At 37.0% G+C, this 22,688-nt stretch carries 25 protein-coding genes and 1 pseudogene; 6 read left to right on the top strand and 20 right to left on the bottom strand.

Annotated elements, in window-relative coordinates; translation table 11 throughout:
- Nucleotides 1–67 precede the first annotated feature (67 nt).
- Nucleotides 68–628: a putative periplasmic lipoprotein gene (locus ACFQ38_RS08810; protein WP_336823687.1), complete on the top strand. Its 561-nt coding sequence runs from the start codon at nt 68–70 to the stop codon at nt 626–628.
- A 54-nt stretch (nt 629–682) separates the two neighbouring features.
- On the opposite strand, the gene ACFQ38_RS08815 is transcribed toward ACFQ38_RS08810, so the two are convergent.
- Nucleotides 683–1,000 (bottom strand): hypothetical protein, encoded by a 318-nt coding sequence (locus tag ACFQ38_RS08815; protein ID WP_336823686.1) that lies wholly within the window; start codon nt 998–1,000, stop codon nt 683–685.
- A gap of 329 nt (nt 1,001–1,329) precedes the next feature.
- Here ACFQ38_RS08815 and ACFQ38_RS08820 point away from each other — a divergent pair, with 329 nt between their 5' ends.
- The 3 genes from ACFQ38_RS08820 to ACFQ38_RS08830 all read left to right on the top strand — a co-directional run bounded on the left by ACFQ38_RS08820 (nt 1,330) and on the right by ACFQ38_RS08830 (nt 2,258).
- A complete protein-coding gene (locus tag ACFQ38_RS08820) occupies nt 1,330–1,866 on the top strand; it encodes a sigma-70 family RNA polymerase sigma factor (protein ID WP_336823685.1) in 537 nt (178 codons plus the stop codon).
- Nucleotides 1,844–1,936 carry a YvrJ family protein gene (locus ACFQ38_RS08825; RefSeq protein ID WP_381480409.1) on the top strand — a complete coding sequence of 31 codons (93 nt, stop codon included), beginning with the start codon at nt 1,844–1,846 and terminating at the stop codon, nt 1,934–1,936. Before ACFQ38_RS08820 ends, ACFQ38_RS08825 begins: the two co-directional genes overlap by 23 nt.
- Before the next feature lie 61 nt (nt 1,937–1,997).
- Nucleotides 1,998–2,258, top strand: coding sequence for a hypothetical protein (locus tag ACFQ38_RS08830; protein ID WP_336823684.1), 261 nt, complete (start codon nt 1,998–2,000; stop codon nt 2,256–2,258).
- An 11-nt stretch (nt 2,259–2,269) separates the two neighbouring features.
- Here ACFQ38_RS08830 and ACFQ38_RS08835 read toward each other — a convergent pair.
- The 15 genes and pseudogenes from ACFQ38_RS08835 to ACFQ38_RS08905 form a co-directional block, all read right to left on the bottom strand.
- A pseudogene (locus ACFQ38_RS08835) lies at nt 2,270–3,929 on the bottom strand (IS1182 family transposase).
- Nucleotides 3,930–4,167: 238 nt separating this feature from the next.
- Nucleotides 4,168–4,329: a hypothetical protein gene (locus ACFQ38_RS08840; RefSeq protein WP_381480410.1), complete on the bottom strand. Its 162-nt coding sequence runs from the start codon at nt 4,327–4,329 to the stop codon at nt 4,168–4,170.
- 71 nt (nt 4,330–4,400) lie between these two features.
- A complete protein-coding gene (locus ACFQ38_RS08845) occupies nt 4,401–4,745 on the bottom strand; it encodes a hypothetical protein (RefSeq protein WP_336823682.1) in 345 nt (114 codons plus the stop codon).
- Between the two features lie 175 nt (nt 4,746–4,920).
- Nucleotides 4,921–5,973, bottom strand: coding sequence for a polysaccharide deacetylase family protein (locus ACFQ38_RS08850; protein WP_336823681.1), 1,053 nt, complete (start codon nt 5,971–5,973; stop codon nt 4,921–4,923).
- On the bottom strand, nt 5,945–6,712 hold the full coding sequence (locus ACFQ38_RS08855; protein ID WP_381480412.1) for a hypothetical protein: 768 nt from the start codon (nt 6,710–6,712) through the stop codon (nt 5,945–5,947). Before ACFQ38_RS08855 ends, ACFQ38_RS08850 begins: the two co-directional genes overlap by 29 nt.
- Nucleotides 6,713–6,723: 11 nt before the next feature.
- Complete coding sequence (locus ACFQ38_RS08860; protein ID WP_381480413.1) at nt 6,724–8,409, bottom strand: GNAT family N-acetyltransferase; 1,686 nt, start codon at nt 8,407–8,409, stop codon at nt 6,724–6,726.
- Complete coding sequence (locus tag ACFQ38_RS08865) at nt 8,363–9,346, bottom strand: NAD-dependent epimerase/dehydratase family protein (RefSeq protein WP_336823678.1); 984 nt, start codon at nt 9,344–9,346, stop codon at nt 8,363–8,365. Before ACFQ38_RS08865 ends, ACFQ38_RS08860 begins: the two co-directional genes overlap by 47 nt.
- Complete coding sequence (locus ACFQ38_RS08870; RefSeq protein ID WP_381480415.1) at nt 9,346–10,467, bottom strand: glycosyltransferase family 4 protein; 1,122 nt, start codon at nt 10,465–10,467, stop codon at nt 9,346–9,348. The genes ACFQ38_RS08865 and ACFQ38_RS08870 overlap by 1 nt, the downstream gene beginning before the upstream one ends.
- Before the next feature lie 39 nt (nt 10,468–10,506).
- Complete coding sequence (locus ACFQ38_RS08875; protein WP_381480416.1) at nt 10,507–11,163, bottom strand: sugar transferase; 657 nt, start codon at nt 11,161–11,163, stop codon at nt 10,507–10,509.
- Between the two features lie 193 nt (nt 11,164–11,356).
- Nucleotides 11,357–12,880, bottom strand: a complete 1,524-nt coding sequence (murJ, locus tag ACFQ38_RS08880; protein WP_381480417.1) for a murein biosynthesis integral membrane protein MurJ — start codon at nt 12,878–12,880, stop codon at nt 11,357–11,359.
- Between the two features lie 277 nt (nt 12,881–13,157).
- Nucleotides 13,158–13,853, bottom strand: coding sequence for a CpsD/CapB family tyrosine-protein kinase (locus ACFQ38_RS08885; protein WP_381480418.1), 696 nt, complete (start codon nt 13,851–13,853; stop codon nt 13,158–13,160).
- Nucleotides 13,854–13,859: 6 nt separating this feature from the next.
- Entirely contained in the window at nt 13,860–14,567 is a 708-nt protein-coding gene (locus tag ACFQ38_RS08890; protein ID WP_381480419.1) for a YveK family protein, read from the bottom strand.
- Between the two features lie 27 nt (nt 14,568–14,594).
- Nucleotides 14,595–15,356 carry a tyrosine-protein phosphatase gene (locus ACFQ38_RS08895; RefSeq protein WP_381480420.1) on the bottom strand — a complete coding sequence of 254 codons (762 nt, stop codon included), beginning with the start codon at nt 15,354–15,356 and terminating at the stop codon, nt 14,595–14,597.
- Between the two features lie 420 nt (nt 15,357–15,776).
- Complete coding sequence (locus ACFQ38_RS08900) at nt 15,777–16,526, bottom strand: CsxC family protein (protein WP_381480421.1); 750 nt, start codon at nt 16,524–16,526, stop codon at nt 15,777–15,779.
- Between the two features lie 188 nt (nt 16,527–16,714).
- The gene (locus ACFQ38_RS08905; protein WP_381480422.1) at nt 16,715–18,628 is read right to left on the bottom strand and encodes a BC_2427 family protein; all 1,914 of its coding nucleotides are present in this window, start codon (nt 18,626–18,628) and stop codon (nt 16,715–16,717) included.
- Nucleotides 18,629–19,088: 460 nt separating this feature from the next.
- On the opposite strand from ACFQ38_RS08905, the gene ACFQ38_RS08910 reads away from it, so the two are divergent.
- Nucleotides 19,089–19,466 carry a VOC family protein gene (locus ACFQ38_RS08910; protein ID WP_381480423.1) on the top strand — a complete coding sequence of 126 codons (378 nt, stop codon included), beginning with the start codon at nt 19,089–19,091 and terminating at the stop codon, nt 19,464–19,466.
- Nucleotides 19,467–19,756: 290 nt separating this feature from the next.
- Here the strand turns inward: ACFQ38_RS08910 and ACFQ38_RS08915 are convergent, their stop codons facing one another.
- The 3 genes from ACFQ38_RS08915 to ACFQ38_RS08925 form a co-directional block, all read right to left on the bottom strand.
- A complete protein-coding gene (locus tag ACFQ38_RS08915) occupies nt 19,757–20,173 on the bottom strand; it encodes a hypothetical protein (RefSeq protein ID WP_381480424.1) in 417 nt (138 codons plus the stop codon).
- Nucleotides 20,174–20,267: 94 nt separating this feature from the next.
- On the bottom strand, nt 20,268–20,690 hold the full coding sequence (locus ACFQ38_RS08920) for a hypothetical protein (RefSeq protein WP_381480425.1): 423 nt from the start codon (nt 20,688–20,690) through the stop codon (nt 20,268–20,270).
- Complete coding sequence (locus tag ACFQ38_RS08925; protein ID WP_381480426.1) at nt 20,687–20,896, bottom strand: helix-turn-helix transcriptional regulator; 210 nt, start codon at nt 20,894–20,896, stop codon at nt 20,687–20,689. The genes ACFQ38_RS08920 and ACFQ38_RS08925 overlap by 4 nt, the downstream gene beginning before the upstream one ends.
- A gap of 443 nt (nt 20,897–21,339) precedes the next feature.
- Here ACFQ38_RS08925 and ACFQ38_RS08930 point away from each other — a divergent pair, with 443 nt between their 5' ends.
- Nucleotides 21,340–21,960, top strand: a complete 621-nt coding sequence (locus ACFQ38_RS08930; protein WP_381480427.1) for a histidine phosphatase family protein — start codon at nt 21,340–21,342, stop codon at nt 21,958–21,960.
- 370 nt (nt 21,961–22,330) lie between these two features.
- Here ACFQ38_RS08930 and ACFQ38_RS08935 read toward each other — a convergent pair whose 3' ends face one another.
- Nucleotides 22,331–22,687 (bottom strand): MBL fold metallo-hydrolase, encoded by a 357-nt coding sequence (locus tag ACFQ38_RS08935; RefSeq protein ID WP_381480428.1) that lies wholly within the window; start codon nt 22,685–22,687, stop codon nt 22,331–22,333.
- Nucleotide 22,688 lies beyond the last annotated feature (1 nt).

The raw sequence follows: 22,688 nt of genomic DNA on the forward strand, positions 1-22,688 counted from the left end.
TTGAAGAGTGAATCTTTTTTTGGGTCAAAAACGTATAATTATCAAAAGGATTAAGGAGGGTTTTAAAATGAAAAAGTTATTTTTAATCTTCACTATGGCTATACTTCTTTTCGGTTGTTCTAATAAAGGCAAAGACACGGATATCTCCAAGGAAGTTAATCCTGATCAAACAGTCGATTATTCTACAAATAACTCTGGAACATTAGAAGAAAGAATTAACTCCATTATGGAGGAACAGGGTCATCCTAATTCCGAAGATATTTTTCATTACGAGATAAAGGGTGACTATATTTTTGTTTTGACTAAAAATATTCGTAAGCCAGTCGAAATAACCATACTAAAGGATGACTCCAACGAATTAAAATGGGTTTTCACTTATGAAACTGGGGAGGCAACACTTATTAGTCCCACAGAGAAGGATGGACCTTATATCATGGCTATCCAACCGAAAGACAAGAATGTAAAAGATGTAAAAGCATTTGGAAAACCAACAAAACAAATAAAAATAACTAAGGATTATAGTGGCGTTCTTACAGAAGAGGTTAATTGTTGGATTTTTATCGCTGATGACATCGGAAAATCCCCTGCGGATTATGAAGATACAGAAGATATCGAGTATATCAAGTAAATTAAATAGCATTTAGTAAACGCAAAACGGAGCCAATATAGGCTCCGTTTGTTGTTAGATCAGAAAACGATACCCCTCCATGCGAACGTCAGTTGTATACTTAAGACTGGATTCAGGCACTCGATACGTAAGAGCCCCTCCCATACCTCCAGAGGGTTGTAAGTTCCCTGCAACCCACCAACCAATTTGCGATGGTGGATTATATTGTGGCTGTCCAGAGCAAATGAATTTCTCACCACATTCACATACCGAATGGTAACTTAAGCCGTACTTGTTGGTAAGATTTACTGTTCCATCTGAATTCCATATAATTGCTTTTGCTCCTGGCCTCATTTGATGCAATCCAAATATTGGACATGGTTGTACTCCCATCCAAATCACTCCTTTTTTTTCTTACAATATATAAAGGGGAGAGAAGGATAGAAAAAACAACCGATTTTAATATTTAAGTTGTTTTTATTTGTACTTTTATCCCTTTAATTAATAGGCATACAAATAAAAAAGAAGAATGATATTAAGAATGGACCTTGGATAGCTTACTAATCTAAATGCCTTGTTATTTTTTAGAAAATTGGTATAATGTAATGTATGATAAACAAAACGCTAATCAGTTTATTTTTGACGGCATATCACTGACGTATTTTTTTAAAAAAAGAAACCGAACATACGGTCTTAAAACCATTATGAAAGGGGTTCTTATTATGATCTTAGAAAGTGACACATTGATAGAGGATTTCTTACATAGAGAGGAAAACATAAAGGTTTTGGAAGATTATATGAATAACCCGAACAAAAGAAATAAAGAGGTTTTGGACAAACAGTTTAAAAAACATTTCTATATAATTCGTTGTATTAGTTACTTCATTAAGATGATTCACTTTGAAAGTAGACATTTTGATAAAAAACAAAGAAGAAGAAATGAAATATATAAACTAACTTTAGACAAAGAAAATGATAATGGTGTGCATTATATTGATTTGGTAGTTGATTTCAAAGGAATTGAGTGCATCACAAAAAACTTAGAGGAAATTAGTGAAGATCCTATCCTACATGCTTCAATAAATAACTTAACTGAAAAGCAAAAAAGAATTCTTTATTATATTTTTGTTGAAGAGATGAAGGATATTGAGGTTGCAAGTGTTCTAGGCATTAGCCAACAAGCTGTAACAAAGGCAAAGCGTAGGGCTTTAACAAAGATTAGAAAGGGATTGTCACATGGTGCTGGAGCAATTAGTTAGTTTTATTAGTAACTTAGGATTCCCTATCGCCGTTACAGTATATCTTCTTGCAAGATTTGAAAAAAGATAGATACATTAAAAACTGCCATAAATAAACTAACTAAAGTCTTAGCTTCAAAGGAGAAACGATAATGGACTTAAAAGAAAAGGACATTGAATTCATTATCAGTAAAGTGCAGCCTAAAATATCTGCCTCGTTGTCTCAAACAAGCCCCAATTATAAAGATGACCTGGAACAGGATTTAAAAGAAATGATCATCCGTAAGATAAAAGAGGGGAGAATTGACAACAACGTCCCTGGTTTTTTTGAATATCTGAACAGAAAAAAACAAGGACATTATAGCTCTTGCTTTTCTTTTCTTGCACTTTTAGACCTAAAATTGGTCAAATAAATAAACCTCATCTAAAGATAAAGAGGCTGGGACATAACTAGCTTTAAACAATGAGAAAGGTGAATTTGAGTACGCTCAAATTCACCTTTCTCTATTTTTGCGTGTGATCCCTACTGTTGGCCGTGTATTTTCTTAGATTCACGGCCATTAGCGCAAGGCCCATTTCGTTTTCCACTTTCGATTTCCCTCGAACGGAAAATCGAGTAAAACGCAAATTAGCCTTCAAAAATCCAAAAACAGGTTCAATTTTTCGCTGACGATAAATTGAACCTGTTTTTTCTTCTGAAAGCTTTTCTCTTACATATTCTTTTGCTGTTCCCACTTCTCGTTCACCATAAGTGTTCGATTGTTTCCTTCTTTTGCTTTCGTACACAATGAACGAAATGGGCACCCTGAACAGTCTTCACATTCGTAAACTTTAAATTCTCGCGTGAAACCAGCCTTATCCGTGCGGACAGAGTGATACTTAAATAGGAGGCGCTGCTGATTCGGGCACGTATACACATCATTTTCTTCATCATACTGCCAGTTTGCAGAATTGAACTTGTTCTGTTTGTACTTCTTCTTTTGTTCTTTTAGGTACATCCCGTATGTAATTAACGCCTCCCGTTTACGATTCGAGAGGATATCATCGTAGTTCTGTTCACTGCCATACCCTGCGTCTGCGACAATATGCTTCGGTAATTCAAAGTAGTTCTGCTCGATTACATCCAGGAAAGGAATTAAGGTGCGTGTGTCTGTCGGATTCGGAAATAGACTGTAGGCGAGTGCGTATTGACCTTCGGTGGCAATTTGTACATTATAGCCGGCCTTCAATTGGCCGTTTTTCATATAGTCATCCTTCATACGCATGAAAGTCGCGTCATGGTCTGTTTTCGAATAGCTATTTCTTGTGCCAAATATTTCGAAGTCCTTCTGGTACTTCCGTTTTCGCGTGATGAAATCGATTAGGTTTTTGCGTGCCTGCTTTGGAATTTTCCGTTCACTTCTTAAGGCTTTGCGTTCTTTGACGTCCGCTGTTCCTTCAATTTTTTGATCATACTCCGAAATCACTTCGTCCACTTTTTGAACCATTTGAGCGAGTTCTTCCGGTGATAATTCCTCTTCGCTTTCCCGTTCGATTTCCGGCATGATTTCTTTTTCAAGTAGTTCATTATAAAGATGATTCGATTTTTCAATTAAGCTTTGGTGATATTGATCGACAGACTTCTTCCAGACAAACGTAAATTTATTCGCATTTGCTTCAATCTTCGTACCGTCTATAAAAACCGCTTCGTGATCGATTTGTTTTTCTTTGATCAATTGGCAACGAAATTGGACAAAACATTGGCGAATGAGATCTTTCACCTCTGAATCAACACGGAATCGATTGATTGTGCGATAGGTAGGTTCATATCCTTGAGCCAGCCACATCATACGGATACTATCTTTTAAAAGTGCTTCAATTTTGCGTCCCGAAAAGACAGATTGCGTGTAGGCGCATAAAATAATCTTAAGCATCATGCGTGGATGGTAGGCAGGGCAGCCCTCTTTTCGAAGAAATGGTTCAAATGCTTCGTAAGGAATGCTTTCAACTAAATGATGGATATGGAAGGCGATATCATTTTTTTGTAGTTTCACTTCTAAATCTAAAGGCAAAACGAGTTGATTCATGTTATAATTTTTAAACATAAGGACCCTTCTTTCCGATAAGTATTGTGTAGTGACTTTATTTTATCAGAAGTGGTCCTTATTTTTATTCGAAAATTATCGAAGCCGGTGAAATTTTACTCGTCGTAAAATTTCACCGGCTTTTTCATTTCAGAGGTGGGTTTTGTCCCAGCCTCTTTAATAAGCTACATTGGACATAGTGTTGAGTGTGTTTATTCTTCCTTGAATCCAAACGATTGACCTACGTTAAAACAACAAATTATAAAATCCCCTTCGTCAGCTTCACTTTTACATTCCGCGCCTTTAATAGGATACTTCCATACAGTGATTGTGCTTCATAACCGGAATAAACCGGCACTATATCTCCCCCGAATCCCAATTTGAATCGACGAATGTTTTCATCATCCGTTAGGCCACCCATATCATATACTTTGCATCCCATTTCTTTAAATAACAGCATGCTTTTCCAAATAAGGTACCGATTCGCGATGCCTAAATTTTTTTAGAAGGCTGATCATCTTTCAGTCGAAAATGTGAGGCAGAGTATAGATTGTTTACAAGATGCCCATCGGTAATATAAACACGATAACATAATGTTTCGCCATCCGAATCTTGTAAATAGGTAATCATAAGTGCGTTTTGTTCACGCAATAACTTCATCGTCTCCAAATGATACTCATTGCAAAGATCCGTCCTTTTGTCCCTTGCAAACGCATTGTAAAAATCTTTAAATCTTATTAAGTCGGAATCCGTCGGACTATCTAAAGCGATCAATTCAAAACCCTTTTCCATCGCGCGTCTAATTTGCCTTCGGGTGGAGCTGTTTGTCCCTAACAATAACTTTTCCTCGGATTGCAATAAATCAATTTGATTGGTTTCAAAACGTCGAAGGGATGGTCTATGAACGGAGGAATGTAAATAACCAATAATAGCCGCCCCATCATTTCTTAAGGTGGGTGCTTCCCCTTGATTGAAGTAAAATGTCTTAATACTTGTGTTAAAAACATTTCGTTCAATAACTATGATTGATATCACCTCGCACTTTTGGATTCAGTGATTCATTCGATTCATACTGTAACGCAGCTGCCGCTTCTCCCATGTTCATGCTTTGCATGCCATATCGTTCACGCATATCGGCTACATGGTGAAGTATTTTCTCCAAAAAAGCTATATTTTCATCTGTATATTTTCCGAAATTATGAGGATGCCACCATAGATGATACACTTCTCCACGCTTAGCAGCATGCTCTATTCCCTTAATAATTCTATTGAGCCGTAGTTGTTCAAAAGCCTTCAAGTTGGGATGATATGGTCTTAAAAATCTGCTAGATTGAATATTGATCGGACAATTTAGGTCTACCTGTTGAATCTTGAAAGTATGATGCCCCGTTAGATTGACGTAGCAATCTATTAGCCTTATGAGACGTTTCATTTTGTTTCTGCCTTTATATCCACTAGCATGATAAAAGCGACTCTGTTCGTTTCCACGATATGCTTCGATCCCCATCTGTTTGCAAATTGTTAAATAGGAGCGGTTCGTTTGATTCCTCGGAAAGACGAGCGATTTTATGTTTAGGTTTTTCAAACATGGAATATTTTTCGCTGCTTGTATATCCGCCTTGAATTGATCTGCATTCTGCCCATTTTCCAAACAATAAAAATGTGAAAATGTATGTGTTCCGATTTCCTGATGAGGAACTTTTACAATCTCGCAAACAAGTGATTCCCCGAAGTGATAGTAATCATTATCTTCATGATCCCCAACATCACACATCTTTCCGAAAGGCGAAAAATTTTGATCTACATAAGTGGGAAGAAGCGTCGGAAAGTGGTCAATCAATGTTTTTTTATCGGAGAAACAAAGCATCCCTACCGTTGCCCACGTTGCGTGAATATCGTATTGTCGAAACAGAGAGAGGATTTTTGGAATTGCTTGTCGGACACCTAAAATATTCTCTCCATATTGTTCTTTCGTAAAGACATCGTGGACTCCCCAATTCAGCTCAAAATCTAAAGAAACAATAAATGCCCCTCGATCACTCATTCCTTCTCCTGCTTTTTCCAAGTAATTGATTCCTCAGAATGAGTGTAAGTTTCCCTATGATCGTATTTGCCGTATAGCCGGAATAGACTGTGACCGCAACTCCCCCGAAGCCTGTTTTAAACTTGCGAATGGATGGTTCGTCCGTCAATCCTCCCATATCTAAGACTTTAACCCCTTTCATTTTAAATCTAATCATATTTTTCCAAATCAAAAAACGGTTTGCTTCACTTAATTGGCGTTTCGTCTTGGGTAGAGTCTTTAAGAATGTATTCGATGCCGAGTAAAGGGTCATCGCCATTTCTCCGTCTGTCACATATACGCGATAACAATAAATCATCTTGCAACTTTGATCTGCCATATACGTGAAGACCAAATGCCCCTTTTCAGCTAACTTCTTCATTGTTTCTATATGATAGAAACCGCATCTATATGTGTTTTTTAATTTTGCATGCCGATTATAAAACCTTTGGAACTTTTTCAACTCTGAAGCAGTTGGATTTTCCAATACAATATACTGCATCTGTTGTTTTTCCGCTTTTCGAATTTGTCTTCTGTTTTCCTTTTCGATCTCCATTAGTAATGTTTCTTCGCTTTTCAACAAGTCAATATAAACTGTTTGGAGCGGTTCTGTCCCCTCAATATGGACATTCGCGTGAGAGAAGCCAGTTAACGTGTCCTTGTTTTTCTTAGGTACAACATTCTGAACGAAGTATTGATTACAAATGCGTACACACAATAGTTTCCGTTGTATGGATATCAAAATGGCCTCTCCTATAAACGATAGTTTTCAATCAACTGGACGTTTTTCTTGCCAAATATCGTACGACTTGTAGCGAATTTTTCGATTCGGAACCCTTCATTTTCCAACATCTTAATGCCATCCAAATCTTTCGCTTCCACTTCGATTAAAATGGAATTTATGAAATGTTCCTTCTGAACGAACGTACAAATAGCCTGTAAGTTATGCTCATTCCAGCCCTCTAACCAAATGGCATTTTTTCGTAATTCTTTAATATATGGAATGTTCTTCAATCTAAGCACTTTTCTGTTTGCCCAAATGATTTCATCCCCACGCTCGCCCGTTCTATAATAGCCTTGGTATCCTCCGTATAACTTTGTACAAACAGTCTTTAATTCTTGATTGATAAATTTATTATTATAAAGCGCTTCATTTAATTGCATTTCTAAAAACCCTTCACCAAGGCCTACCTTTTTCGGCCGTTCCACTTCCTTCTTCATAATAAAAGATTGGTTTTTCTGCCAAATGGATGACTGGACAGTTCGGAACAACTTTCGGAATGCCTCTTTTCTTGCATTCCGGTCCGGATTTCTGAACAGCTTCATAGCCATATATTTCATGTAACCTAATGTATCCCTTTTGAATAGCACTGTCTTACGGTTCTTTTTCAATCGTTCAATGCTTTTTTCTCTCATTGATCGTATAATCCTTCTAATAGCGGAGCGGAATCCTTTTGATGAGAAGATAAGCTTAACAGCGTGATCAAGATGCGTATTCCATTCAAATTTATAGGGCTCATATCCAATGCTTAAATCAAAAATGGTTACGTCCGTATTCACAAAACGGATAATCGATTCTTTTTCTAACATTCTACCGGGGCTAAACGATTCAAAATCATCGTCATATCCTAAGACAAAACTTACATACCGATTACGGCATGAGAACCCATAAGCAAATGCAATCATTTTTCCCTCAACGTAAAGTGCATCGACGACTGGTCTCATTTGGCCACTATCCGTTTCCATCAATTTCTTATAAAAGGTACGTTCCGCCTCATTCGTAAAACCACTTGTGTCATTTTTCTTTTGCCATCTTTTATCATGCAAATAAAAAATCGTGTCCATTTCTTCGACCGTACACACTCGATGTTCCACTTTGCCCAATAAATGCAGCCTTTTTTCTCTCCGTTCCAACCGGTGCAGCTTTTTCCGTTTTTCCAAGTAGTGATCCATTTGAATTTTATTTAGATTAATGTATGGAGCAACAACCTTATGAAAACTGTATCCGTATTTCCCTCGTTTCAAAAGACTTATTAAAGTTGGATACGTCGGACTGCTTTCCAAAATACCATGCAAAATAAATAGAGCATTCGGTTCCTCTTCTATCATTTTTTCAAAACAGAATCGAATCGTTTCGTTTCGATCATCGTGCCGGATTATGAAGTCCATATAATTCGATTGCCCATACCCAATCATTTCATAAATAACACCAAATAAGCTCTTCTTTTTAATGAAAGGAAAAAACCCGATATAGCTTCCAAGTTCGTTCTGTATTCCAATCACTTCAATATTTTTTTGGCTGCCTAAGCATTCAATCCAGAGTGAAATCCATTCAAACTCTATGAACGGATTTGAATTTTGATTGTCTTCTAAAATTTGAGCCCATTCGCCTCTAACCTTGTGTAATTGTTCCAATGTATTGATTCGAATAAGCTTCATTGTATCGCCCTTCCATCCTAAACTCATTGCATAAGAGAAAATCATTTATTGTTTCATCCAAGCCTTCCGAAATTGAATAGATAGGGTGCCATGAAAGCTCCTTCCTTGCCCGTTCATTGGATAAGACGCTTCTATGCAACTCACCATCCCTATAGCTTAAAAAAGAAGGGGGAGCATCCGAAGACAGCTTTTCTGAAATCATTTCATACAACTGTCTTATGGAAATTTCCGTGTTGGAACTCACATTGTAAATTCCTTCTTTTTTCGCCACAATTGCTTTTAAAACGGCATCCGCAATATCCTTTACATATATGAAATCCCTCGTTTGAGCTCCACCATAAATAATACAATTTTCCTTCTCTACTATTTTTGATATAAAACGGCCAACAACGCCTGCCTCACCTTGTGTATTTTGCTTTGGCCCATAAACGTTCGAAAATCGTAAAATTGTTGAAGTAAGATTGTACTGTTGCGCAAAATTAACAATATATCTTTCAGCTGCATATTTCGATACCGCATAAAATGATTGCGGATTAACAGGATGCTGTTCACTAATTGGCAAATGGAGAGGTTCCCCATAAACGGCAGCTGAAGATGCAAATAGGAAATGATCAACACCATATTCAACGGCATATTGCAGCAATTTCACCGTTGCTGCCGTATTTGTTTGAAAATCGAAAAAAGGCTCTTTCATGGAATGCACAACAGATGTCTGGGCAGCCAAATGGATGACAATATTTGGTTTTTCTGTTTCGACTATTTTTTCAACAAAACAATCATTAATATCAAAATGATAAAATTTGACATTCTCCGGAAGATTTTCACTTGAACTTGAAGACAAATTATCGATTATGGCAACATCATATCCCTCTAAAACTAATCGGTTGGCAACATGCGAACCGATGAAGCCGGCCCCCCCTGTCAATAAAACTTTCACTAACGATCTTCCCTTCCGACAATTGATTTGTAATAGTCTACCGTCTCGTTCATCATCTTTTGAAAAGTGAACCGCTCTTTAAAAATTTCACTTCCCCATTTGCCCATTTCAATCCGTAATTCAGGATGCTCGATAAGTTTTTCAATTGCTTTTTGCAACTCAATTAAATCTCCTGCGGGAACTAAAATGCCATTTTTAGTTGTGACAGCTTCTTGCACACCGCCAACGTTTGTCGCAATAATTGGCAAACCAGCCCGCATCGCTTCCAATACGGAAAGCGGCAGCCCTTCATACTGTGAAATAAGAAGAAAAATATCAGCTATATCTAAAATTTTAGTAACGTCTTCTAGTCTCCCCTCAAACCGAACTCTATCAGCAATTCCACTCTCTTTCGCAAAACGCTTCGCCTTTTCCATCTCGGGACCGTCACCGACAAAGTGCATTGTCCAGTCAAGATGTTGTAAATGACAAAGCGATTGAAGAAGATCTATCTGTTTCTTAGGATGGGCAAAGCGAGCAACCATAACAAGGTTAAGGTTTTTAGTAGATGCGCTTGCTTTTTTATGCTCTACAAGTTCAGGCACACCATTCTGGATACAAATGATCTTCCAATCAGGAAGAACCTTCTGTTGAATTGCCAATTGCCGATCATACTCGGAAACAGCAATAATACCCGACGTAAATTGACCTGCTATCCTTTCTACGAAACGGTAAAATACCTTTTTGGAACTTGATACACCATCAGTAAACGACCATCCGTGTGCTGTAAAGACAACTGGTATGTGGAGCGATTTGGCAGCCATCCTTCCCACTATGCCGGCTTTGGAGGAATGGGTTGCCACAAGGTCAGGCTTCAATATTTTTAATAGCTTTCTAACTTCCAAAAACGCCTTTACATCATCTATTGGCCGTAAATCACGGATTAAATGATGAACGCGATGAATCGATATCGTTTCAAGTAGCTGATGTGCATTTCCACCTGCCCCTGTAACTACGTGAATCGAATGTCCTTCGGTTTGTAAATAATTTGAGATGTCCCGTACATGGATTTGTGCTCCTCCCATATGTTCCATATTCGTAATGATCTGGACGATTTTAAGTTTTGTATCTACAGCGGACACCCTATCACCTCTCACAGAACTGCAACGATTTATTGGCATTCAATAAGACCCATACCCCTTCAAGACAAGCTTTACTGTAGACAAAATTACCTTCATATCAAAAAGGATGGATTGGTTTTCAATATAATAAAGATCATGTTCAATCTTTTTGCCGTGCTGGATTTCAGAACGGCCATTGACTTGAGCATAACCAGTCATGCCAGGTTTCACTATAAGACGTTTCCGCTGATGCAAATTGTAATATGCCGTTATTTCAGGTATTTCTGGTCGTGGACCAACGATGCTCATATCGCCAATCAAGACGTTGAACAACTGAGGCAACTCGTCCAAACTATATTTCCGTAACACCTTTCCAATCGAAGTAACTCTCGAATCATAGCCGCTTTTAAATGTAAAATCATCGGGAACCCCTTCATCCCAATCGTAGAGGTGACGATCCATTTTACGTTTGTCGCATCTCATCGTTCTAAACTTATAAATTGTGAATTGCTTATTATTCAGCCCTGTCCTTGTCTGTGTGAAAAACACAGGGAATCCTGAAGCAAATGCAATGCTTACCGATAGGACTATGAATAAAGGAATACAGCAAAGTAGTAGAATAGAACTTGCTATAATATCAAAGACCCTTTTCCCGAACTGCACTTTAGTGGCTGTCAAAGGCTTTGTATCTACATGCCACTGACGATCTCGTTCCAATTCCAACCCCCTTCGCTTCTTTGTATGACAAAGACAGGAAATTCTTCCTTACGTTATATATTCTTGCTAATCAATCGTATGCATATAGATGCACTTTCATTCGAGCCACAAGGGAATTAACCGAGTATAATTTCCCAATAAAAAAGCATGCACGAATTTTTTTCGTACATGCTTTCATTCAAATGAACATCTTCTATTGTCGAAACGATAAAAACCTCTGTTTGACATATTGCATGATAACTTTCGACTCATTTACTTTTAAGAGATTAATAAAGAAAAAGTACACTACAACTCCAGAACTAACTGCGGCTGTCATTTTAATCATAGGATGCCAAGCGGATAGTACATACTCATTCAAGCCATATACTACTGCCCCCATAAGAGTTGACGCTGTCATTACTTTTATAAAAGTGATAAAAATCCTTTTTAAACCGAACTCTCCAATTTTCCTCCTTAGATTGATGAAAAGCAAAGTGGAACAAAACAGTGCTGAAATACTTGTAGCGAGTGCAAGTCCGCTAATGCCCATGATGGATGATAATATGAAATTTAAAACAATATTCAAGAATACTGCAATAGCAGCATTGTACATAGGGGTTTTCGAATCTTGAAGAGAGTAAAATGCCCGATTTAATATTTCACGGAAAGCATAGCCGATCATCCCGATTGAATAGAAAAATAGCGCATGAGCAGTCATCTTAACCGCCATCGCATCAAAATGTCCACGCCCAAAAAGTAAACCAATGATTGGCTCTGCCAAAATCATGACGCCGATGCTTGCCGGTACAACAATGACTGTTATGGTAGACAACACATCTCCAATCGAAGCCTTGAAATCTTTCATATTTTTTTTCGCTGCCATATTGGAGATGAGTGGGAACATTACCGAAACAAAAGAAATGACGAAGATCCCTTGTACAAAATCATTCAATCGGCTCGCATACGTAAGAGCGGAAACCCCACCTTCAGTTATAGTAGAAGAAATGCTTTTATCAATCATCAAGTTAATTTGATCGATCGAAATGCCAATCATAATCGGAAAAACAATAACAAACAATTTTTTTATATGCTCATCTGTAACTCGGACGGTTGGAACATATTTATAGTTCGTTTTTCGTAAAGCTGGGAATAAAAAAAGCATTTGAATGAGAGCTGCCATTACACTGCCAATTGCCAAAAAAATAGTATCCAATTGGTAGCTAATCACAATTGAAATAATAATGATTACATTAAAAGGCAAACCGATCATCGCAGGAATGATAAATTTGCCTTTCACTTGAAGAAAGCTTGTAAACAATTGGGTCAAGCTTGTGAAGTAAATGCTCACTAAACCAATTTGAGTGAAAGTGATCGCTGTTTTCATAGTCGCACCGTCAAAACCGAATGCAAATAGTTTAACGATGGAATGCGAAAAGCAAAACCCTATACAAATAACGATTGAAGTAATGATTAATACAATCGTAATAAGGTTATTCGTGAAATTTAAGGCCGAAGGATGGCCTTTTTCATGCTCAATTTGTTTAAACATCGGGATATAGGCGGTAGATATGCCTAAAATGATAAGGCTGAACAATACGGAAGTAATTGTTATTGAAATAATATAAGCATCACTAGTTGAAGTAGCACCATAAAAATACGATAAAGTGATATCACGTAGAAATCCGGTTACTTTGGATAGAACAGCAATCATCATTAAGAGAAAAGCTGTTTTTTTCATCGTTTCAATGGCAAGTCCTTCTTTGCTATTTATTTATCGTACATGCTTAAAATATAGGTGTGCATGAATTTGGGAACTATGGTAACCGTCAATGAATCCGAATTAAGTTGACCTTCGTTTCTAAGCGGAAGCTTCGATTGAGGCGTGAGATTATTCAACTAGTCAGCGTGGAGCGATTAGTTGTATTTCAGCGCCTTGTGCAGAAATGCAGGCAGCGTCTATGCTCCTCAGGCTTTGCTATTACACGCCTTTCACTTCTGACAACAGCTATAAAGAGCTAGTCTGTTTCAACATAATACTCATAGTAGTGATGATTCTTATCAAGTTTAAAATTATTCAGCACCGCTCCGACGATGTTTGCTTTTGAATGTTGAAGGGCTTCTTTTGCTTTCATCATATTTCTCTTTTCTGTCTTGCCTGAGCTGACAACTAAGATTGTCCCATCACATTTTTCAGACAAAATTTGGGCATCCGCAACGGATAATAGCGGAGGTGCATCAAAAATAATAAGATCATATTTCTTTTTTACTTCTACAATGAATTGATCCATATTGCGATGACTGATCAGTTCAGCCGGATTGGAAGGAATCGGTCCGCAAGTAATAATGTACAGCCCTTTCACCCCCGAATCTTTTACAACATCTTCGATACTCCAATTGCTTAGCAGTAAATTCGTAATCCCAGGGGAAATAAATTGGTTAAATGTAAAATGCATCGTTGGCTTTCGTAAATCTGCATCGATTAATAACACTTTTTTCCCTTCTTGAGCAAATGCAATTCCAAGATTGGAGGCGATTGTAGATTTCCCTTCCCCTACTGAAGCAGAAGTAATGAGAAGCGTTTTAGCACCTTTATCCCTTATGGAGAAATTAATATTTGCTCGAATTGAACGGAATTGCTCCGAGAAAATAGATTTGAAGTAATCCATCATGAGCATCCTTCCGGAAGTGTCCGTTTTTTTTCTTTTAATCATGTTCTCTCACCTCTTCTCAAATGCTTTTCTTTTCTCGTTTTTAGTAGCTGGGCTAACGAAACCAAGGATCGGGATGCCGATCAATTCCCGTATATCTTGCTCCGTCTTAACGGTCGTATCAAAAAACTCCAGAAAAAAGGTCATTCCTATGCCAATGATAAGTCCTAAGACAGCTGCTATTACGATGTTTAAGGGGATATTGGGGAAAACGGGTTTAATATAGGTCTTATCAATTGCAGGAGATAGAATCGTCACATTATCAACATTCATTAAGACGCTAATATCACTTTGAAATACTTCTGCTGTCATATTCGCAATGGCAGCTGCCTTTTTCAAATCCCGATCTTCTACAACTACATTTACGACTTGGGAATTTTGCTCACTCGTCACTGATATTTTTTTCGCAAGTAAATCTGGAGTAGTTTGGAGACGTAAGTTGTCAATTACTTGTGATAAAATAACTGGGCTTTTCATGATGACACTATATGTGTTAATCAACTGAAGATTCGTTTGAATATCTTGAGGATTTAATTGTTCTCCTGTCGATTCTTTTGTGTTTATTAAAATTTGAGTTGAAGCTTTGTAAATTGGAGGCAAAAAGAAATAACTAACGACGCCAGTAGCCGATACTATCAAAACAAATATGAAACTATTCAGTACTAGTCTTTTTTTAACTGCTCTTAAAAGCTCCTGAATACTTATTTTCTCTTCCATCTTCACCCTCCAACTAAACAATTTCTGTCACCTTTTATAAGCCCTCGTATGCTTAAAACTGATTGGCGGCAATGGTTGAAAATCAGTGCCTTGTAAAACATGCTTCGCATTCTCAATAAAGTAATTGCGCAGATTGGTGGAAAACTTTCTTTCGATAAATTGATAACCTTCTCTTAATAGAAAGGGACGTTGAATAGGATGGTGTGCATCTGAAGAGATAAAATGCACCAAATTGTGTTTTATCAATTCCAAAGAGCACTTTTTTGCTGTCCGTCCATTTGCTCCAAATAAGCTATTCGCTGTAACTTGAAGAAGAACACCTTTTGTAACTAACTCATAAAGCAGCTGTTTTTCCTTTCGCAAAACAACATTCCTTTCCGGATGAGGAATAATCGGAATGTAACCTTCAATTTGCAATGAAAAGAGAAGCTCAAATGTAAACTCGGGAAAATGATCATCAGGCAGTTCGATTAATAGATATTTACCCCCATCGGCTAAAGTTAGTAAATGACCATCTCCCAAGGCATTCAGACAGCTGAAAAACTGAACTTCTTGTCCCGGAAAAATGTCAACTGGGATTCTTTTTCGAAAGAGTTCCTTGTTCAGATCGGCAACCGCTTCTTTTATTTGTTTAGCATGATTCCGATACTTATCGTTCAAATGTGGAGTGGCAATAATATGTGTAACACCGTTTGCCGCAGCGTTTTCGGTAAGCAAAATTGCTTCTTCCATAGATGGCGCTCCATCGTCCAAACCGGGCAAAACATGACTATGAATATCGACGATCATCGAATCATTACACCCTCCCTCCACAGAAAAATTCTTTCACCAAATTACATAAACTAGTTAATAAGAGGAGTATATTCTCTAACACAACGAAATATTTCTACTCCTAAAAACAACAAAAACCATCCCCTCTCTAACAAGCGGGAATGATTTACATATGTACAGCATTTTCATTTATCCTCTTCTGCCATGCGATCCGTTCCCTCGCAAAAGATCGGTCGTATACTATCCCAGAAAAATCTTCAATATTCGTCGAAGCTGAACGGCGCTTACCACTAAAGAGTACCCGCCGTCCGAATCACATAGTCAGCTCTATTATTTCCGATATACCATAACGATAGTACATGCTTCGACAGCATACAAAATATGAAGAAGAGGAAGTCTTACTTCATTCTCAATTTGAACTGTAAAGGTACTGAATGATTAAATACCAAGAGTTCCTTCATCAAATATTGGAAGAATTCTTGTAGCCTGAACACGATATTGTTGGACTTGCAATACTTTTAAATACAGGTCCATTACAATTTTTTCCCGTAATGTACTGAACGTTCCTTCTGGTTCAGCTCGTACCGGAGAAAAGTCAAGTTCAAAGAAATTGGCCCCTAATAATTCTCCATATGGTTGTTCATTGTACTTCACTAAGTTTTGAAAGAAATATTTATCTAATCGAGGAACTGTATCTCTTTTTTCGTTTAAGAAATGAGCTTTGCTGCTATCTGAAACTCCAATAACAGGGAAGTTCAGGAATTCACCTTCCGTAATTTCCGCAAATCCGGAAAACGGCACATCAGCAATTCGATCGCGAAGTGCTCCATTGCAAGCACTCGAAGCATATTCGATATCCTTGCGAATGAACCCTGCTACGAACAATTTAGCTCTCGTCACTTCAAAAAAGTCTGTATTACCGATTTGTCGGAATCGAACAGGCACTAATTTGACCTGCTCTAAAAATACATTCTTTGTAACCCGCTTAATTTCTGTTGCAGCAGGTGTTAGGGTAATATCTGTTTCTACAACTATTTGAAGCTTTCTTTCCGCTAAAACTGTAGGAACTTTAATCGTCGGCGTACGGACATCTTGTTGCAGATCTACTGGATCATCGTCTAGAGGAATCTGCTGCAACGATAAAACTTCACATGCAGGGGTAATATTGTTTTCTTCAGGATTACTCATAAATAGAACCTCTCCTTAACTATTTTTTATAAGCTTACATTCATACATTATGTTTCTTTTCCTTCTGCGCTCGGGCAATATTCTTACTACTGTCTTATGTAATCGTCTAAGCAGATTCGTAGTCGGCACTGGCATATATGAATTCATAAACCTAAAGAAGATGACCCTATAACAGCGCGTGGGTCATCTCACCTTATTTCATTACATTTTTCCTTAATATGCATTTCTTGGTCTTGTAACAATTGGATCTTTAATTCCAAGAGGATTTTCTCATTTAAATAAATCGGTTCTGTCTTTTCTTTCGCTTCCTGGTCTTGATTGGGCAATTCACTATACCGAATGTTTTGCACGATTACTCCTTCCAATGAAAGCATGCCTCCGAGTGCAGCACATGCCCCATTTTGTATCGGTTTTGATAATCGCGTAGGCGTAAAATGACTATTTTCGATAATGATGTTTTTAGAATTCTCTTTAATGCTTATTACCTGTTCTTCAAACAAAATCTCTTCTTCCACACTTGTTTCAATGCTATACTCTCCGATAACTACTGGAACCTTAATCTTTTTACAATTTCCTTCGACTTCGGTCCGTTTGGATTCGCCTGCTTTCTGATTGGTGTGTAAAGGGATTACATTCGATTTGAGTTGTTTGTTTTTATGCTTTCGTCTGTCTTTTTGAGAGACATTCGAAACTGTTATGACTTCATGAATTGAAGAGCTTATTAAGTGGCAAATTATTTGCTCTGGGTAATGGGTTGTCGTGCTTACAAATTTTGTGTCCATTTGAATGCTCTTTGTATTGTCGGGGTCTAAAAAATCAAATGTATGTTGGCTAACCTCGCCAAATAAAGGAGCATGTAGAAAATCGTTCATTTCAATCATTGTTGAAAACGGGATATTGATCGTTTTACAATGAATCGTATTCGATAGCGCCATTTGAGCGGAAGGTTCAATCATTTCATCGGCGTTATCCTCAAGCCTTTCATCTTTCTGTGTAGGCAGTTTTTCTTTATTGTTCGCTATCGTTTTTACTAGCGTAATCAATCGTTCCACTGCTATTTGTTTGGGATTGCTTTGATTTCCGTCACATTCGCTTTCCACAGCTGTATTGAAGCTTTCATGAGCTTCAACGTTATTAGCAGGAGTATTTGAACTGGAGCTGTCAATAGAAGCCATTTCAGCTTGTAATAACGTTGCATCGTCGATCGGCTGTTCATTCTTAGTCAGTTGAACCTTTTTCAATACATTGATCAATTGTTCCATAATCATTTGTTTGGATTCTATATTTTCTTCGTGCCGTTCGATAACCCCGTTGATCCCGAAATCTTCACGGAGCATATTCGAGTCCGTCAATTCATTGCGGGCAGTAGAGTTTTTCAAAGTAGAACTATGTATAGACTCATTTTCAGTTTGTGAATATATTACATGCTCTACTTTTTCAGAAGTTGCTTTCTTTAACACCTCAACCTGTTTCAAAAGTCTTAGTAATCGTTCCACTTCCAATTGTTTATTTGTGCTGTTTTTTTCATTGACCTCATGTTTACGGTTCAAATCATGAATCGAATGATGAGAAGCATCTGTCGTTGTTGAGTAATCTGTTCTAATTGTTTCGATCAGTTTTAATGCATGTATTAGCTGCGATATACCGAAACCTATAGACTTATCTTCTCTATTGGAAAAATCTCCTGTACTGATTAGTGTGAGGTCTGTAATGTTGGAAGTTGTTTCATTTATCGATTCAGAAATAGAGCTTGGATGATTCGTAAGTTCGGCTATTACGGAATGATTCATTTCAACGGGAAAATCATTTTGACGCATTTCGGCAAACTCATTCACTGCTTCTAAATCGGAAAGGAATTCTTCTGGGAAGTCTTGGCTTTCATCTTGAATTCCTTTACATTTCTTTTCAATGTGACAAACACTAGTTGCTTCAACTTCTTCCGTATTTTCATCATTGACTGGGGCATGATTTTCCTCTGACTGGTCCTCTAACGCATCATGCATGGGATTGTCTGTTTCGTCATCCGTCTCGTCTTCGACACCGATCGTATGAACCACAATTTGTCGAATAAAAGCTCTCTGCTTGATTTCTTCGGAGTTCAACCATGGAGTTTTTATGCATACCACTCCCAACTAAACTAATGTCACTATTACTTTATGCTTTGCTAATGTTTTTTGACCATTTTCAAGAAGTTGCAACTGAATAGGACTCAAGTCTAAACAAATATTGGACTGTATTTGGCAATCAAGCTATGTATAAAACGGCAGTATATTTATTATGTAATACTGATAAATATTCATCGCTCATTGGCGCTTGACATGGAGCCTCTGCGAGCATAGTGTCTGTCGAAGGGCGAAAAGCCTACCATGCTCGCCACTCCATGTAAAGCGATCGTATACAAATAATATACTGCCGAAACCTACATTGTTAAACTGCCACTAACATATTGGGCATTATTCTGCTTTTCGTTAAACCTTATATTTCTTGATAGGTATCGTAAACAACGAGTATAATGAAATCAACTGGATGATCATAATAATGGTTTAGGGAGGGGAACGCTCAATGATTAGTAAGGTAGGACAAATCATGTTGTATGTTAAGAACCAAGATACGGCAAAGCAATTTTGGACAGAAAAAGTTGGGTTTCATGTCATTTCAGAAGAAGACAATGGTCAAGGTATGAGATGGATAGAAATTGCCCCAACTAAGGAAGCTGAAACAAGCATAATTCTTCACAACAAAGAATTCATTTCCAAAATGTCACCAGATTTAAATCTTGAAACCCCTTCTTTACTGTTTTTCACGAATGAATTCGATCAATTGCACAATGACTTATTAAACAAAAATGTTACAGTCGGAGAAATTATACAGATGCCTTCAGGCAGAACATTTAATTTCGCAGACGGTGAAGATAATTATTTTGCGGTCATGGAACAATAGTGAGTTTTACAAAGGCGATGCTCAAATTTGGCATCGTTTTTCTATTTTCACTTTATCGTGTAACTGATCATTCATGACAAATTACTCTAAGAGTTGGAATCGAAATTTCTACATGGGGGGATTTTAAGTAGAGTTCGTGAAGTTGCAAATCTGTGTGATCAAACAAGATTTCCCCTATTTCGATTTCGTAAATTGGGCGACCCACTTCCTCGATAGGTTCATCATCCAACAGTTTTCAGAAACATAGTACATGATCAAGATTTAACTGACCTATCTCCGTGTCTTTATAACTAAAAAACTTTTTTAAGAGGAATTTTTTCATCAACATATTCCACTAAATCGGAATAAGTGCGTAAATAAGAATATCCTTGCGGTGGATAGAAATTAAATTCTTTTCTCAAAAAATTAAGAGATAGAGGTGTTGCTAATTTGTATAAACTCTCAATAGTATAGGCGTATTTATACTTAGTCAATCCCATATTAAATCGATCATCTCCATCGCCAATAACGGCGATTTTATTTGGGTAGGATATTGGTTTTGAAACTTTTGCTATATACTTCAATGCCGAAGTAGGAGCCGACTCATAAATCCAAAAATACTCAACCTCTTCTTTTGGGATGAATGTTCTAAATTCATTCACTTTCTTTTGGCTTTCTATTAATTTACAGTATTGAGGTTTTATGCTTAAGAAAATTGCTTTCTTCATCTAATTTTTCTTCTCCTTTACACATAAATTAATGACAATTTGCAGATTTATTATTTCGTGTCATCGGAAAATAAGATTTGGTTGTTATTAACTATTACCTTCTTTTAATAATAAAAGCACCAATTCCTACAATCCAAATATACGAGAAGAAAAAGATCCAAAGATAGAATATTGAAATCGTTTCATTTCCTAAAAGTGTAAAAACTCCTAAGGCTATAAATAAAATAGCTAAGAAAATATGTGATGCGTATGCAAAAAAACGGAGCACATTACGAATGACTCGTTCATCTGCTTCGGGAAGATTATCTTTCTTTCTTTTTTGTTTAATCAATTCAACGATTGTAAGAATTACCGCTGCTACCAAACCACCTGTAAGAACTTCATACGGAAATTCCCCTTGAAAATAGTAAACAAGAAATGAACCCAAAACAGCCCCCATAAAAGTGCAAGTAATTATAAAGAAAGGCGCCCATTTTTCTAAAAATGCCCCCCATTTTTTTCTGTCCTTTACACTCATTTGTCATCCTCCTCTAAAATGAATATTTCATCAATTGGCACGTCAAAATATGCTATTAATTTCAATGCTAGCTCCAGACTGGGATTATACTTATTTTTTTCAATCGCATTTATAGTTTGACGTGTAACTTGTAAATCCTCAGCCATTTTAACTTGAGTTATCCCCTTTCTTATACGGATTTCTCGAATATGGTTAATTACCCTCATTAATCACCCCTCCAAATCAATGTAAAGATATCTTTACACATACAATAACAAAATAACGACCGACTGTAAAGAAGTCTTTACAGTCGATCGTTATTTTTTCTACAGGTAATCCAATTTATGACACTATCTTTCAACCGGATTCACACGATAATCCGAATCCTCATTATTTCTTTTTTATAAGATTCGTTAATTGGTTTTTAACAGTTTCTCACAGTTCTTCAATGAGGCTGATTTTCCCATCTTTCAACTTCTTAATGTGGCATGTGTTCAGCTGAAAATGCAGCGATCTTATCTGCTAACCAACAGAGCTAAGGAGAACGGTTTTTCAAAAAGAATGGTTATTCGTAAAAGTGTGGTAAACTTTATTAATAATTATTGTACAAAAGTAGAGTTGTGGATGTTAAAAAAATAGATATTTAAAATGCTACTCACGGAGGACAGTTATGCTAACTATTTATCTTACTCGTCACGGTGAAACTAGGTGGAATTTAGAAAATCGTTTTCAAGGCTCACAAGATTCCCCACTTACCGACAAAGGAATTCATAATGCAATGATGTTGGGAGAACGGTTGAATACGATTGACTTTCATGCGATTTATTCAAGTCCAATCAAACGAGCTTACGACACAGCCCAGTTGATTAAATCAGATAAAACTATTCCTATTGTCGCCGTTGAGGACCTAAAAGAAATCCATTTCGGTGTTTGGGAGGGAAAAACAAAAGATGAAATAGAAACGGATATTGAGTATAAAAACTTTTGGAATAAACCTCATATTTACAATCATAAACCACATAAAGGCGAGGATTTGCATACTTTTAAACAGAGAGTAGAGAATGCTGTACGAAAAATCATAGTGGAGAATAAGGACGGAAACATTTTAATCGTTGCACATGCGGTAGTGATAAAGGCTATTCTGTCATTTACCATGAATATCTCAATCGAAAAAATGTGGGACCCACCTTTTATTCACGGTACAAGTCTAACTCTTTTCAACTATGATGGAAAAGAATTTAATTTTGAAATGATTGGCGATACTGCTCATTTCTTAGAAGAGTCAAAATGATGAAACCCTTGGTTCGATACAGTAAAACCGAACAATATACAGCTTTCTTCATGAGGTAAGGTAGGGTATGTTAACAAATCAAAGGCTGCATATATGAACACGATTTTCTCTTCACCATGGGCATGAACGTTTCTTTTTTGATCTTTTATAATTTACCACGATGCTCCGTACTTATGATTGTTGTAATTGTTTAAGATTTCTTTGAAATAATTCGGGATGTGACCAAGCTTTGTATTGCTTAGGTATACTAATTTGATCCATATTTTCGTCTTGGGCAATCATTTTTTTAGATCATACATGTATTGGATAACGTCTTTATATCATTTTTTATTCCTACTGGACCGTGTATAGGAACAGCAACATGTATATTTCACATTATTAGTTCTTGAAGCGTCTGGATCCAGTTATCCACATCAGAATCTTCGAAGATGGAGGGATGAGATTTTACAAATAATAGATCGCCCATGAAAATTACTTTATCATTTGGTAGGTAAAGAAAAGAATCACATGGTGAATGTCCCCCACCCTTTGTCATTAACGTTGCCGAACGTTTTGATCCTTCGAAAGTGTACATGTTTTGAAACGTCACTGTCGGTAAAGTTAAGCGAAGGGTAGGTAATGAACGTTTAATTTCTTTTAATAAACTAATTTGAACTTCAACTTTTTCATCATTTGTTTCTTGGAATTCCGTTTCTAATGTACGAATATAGTTCTTTAATCCACTCATG

Source organism: Sporosarcina contaminans (assembly GCF_042679045.1).
GTDB classification, from domain to species: Bacteria; Bacillota; Bacilli; order Bacillales_A; family Planococcaceae; genus Sporosarcina; species Sporosarcina contaminans.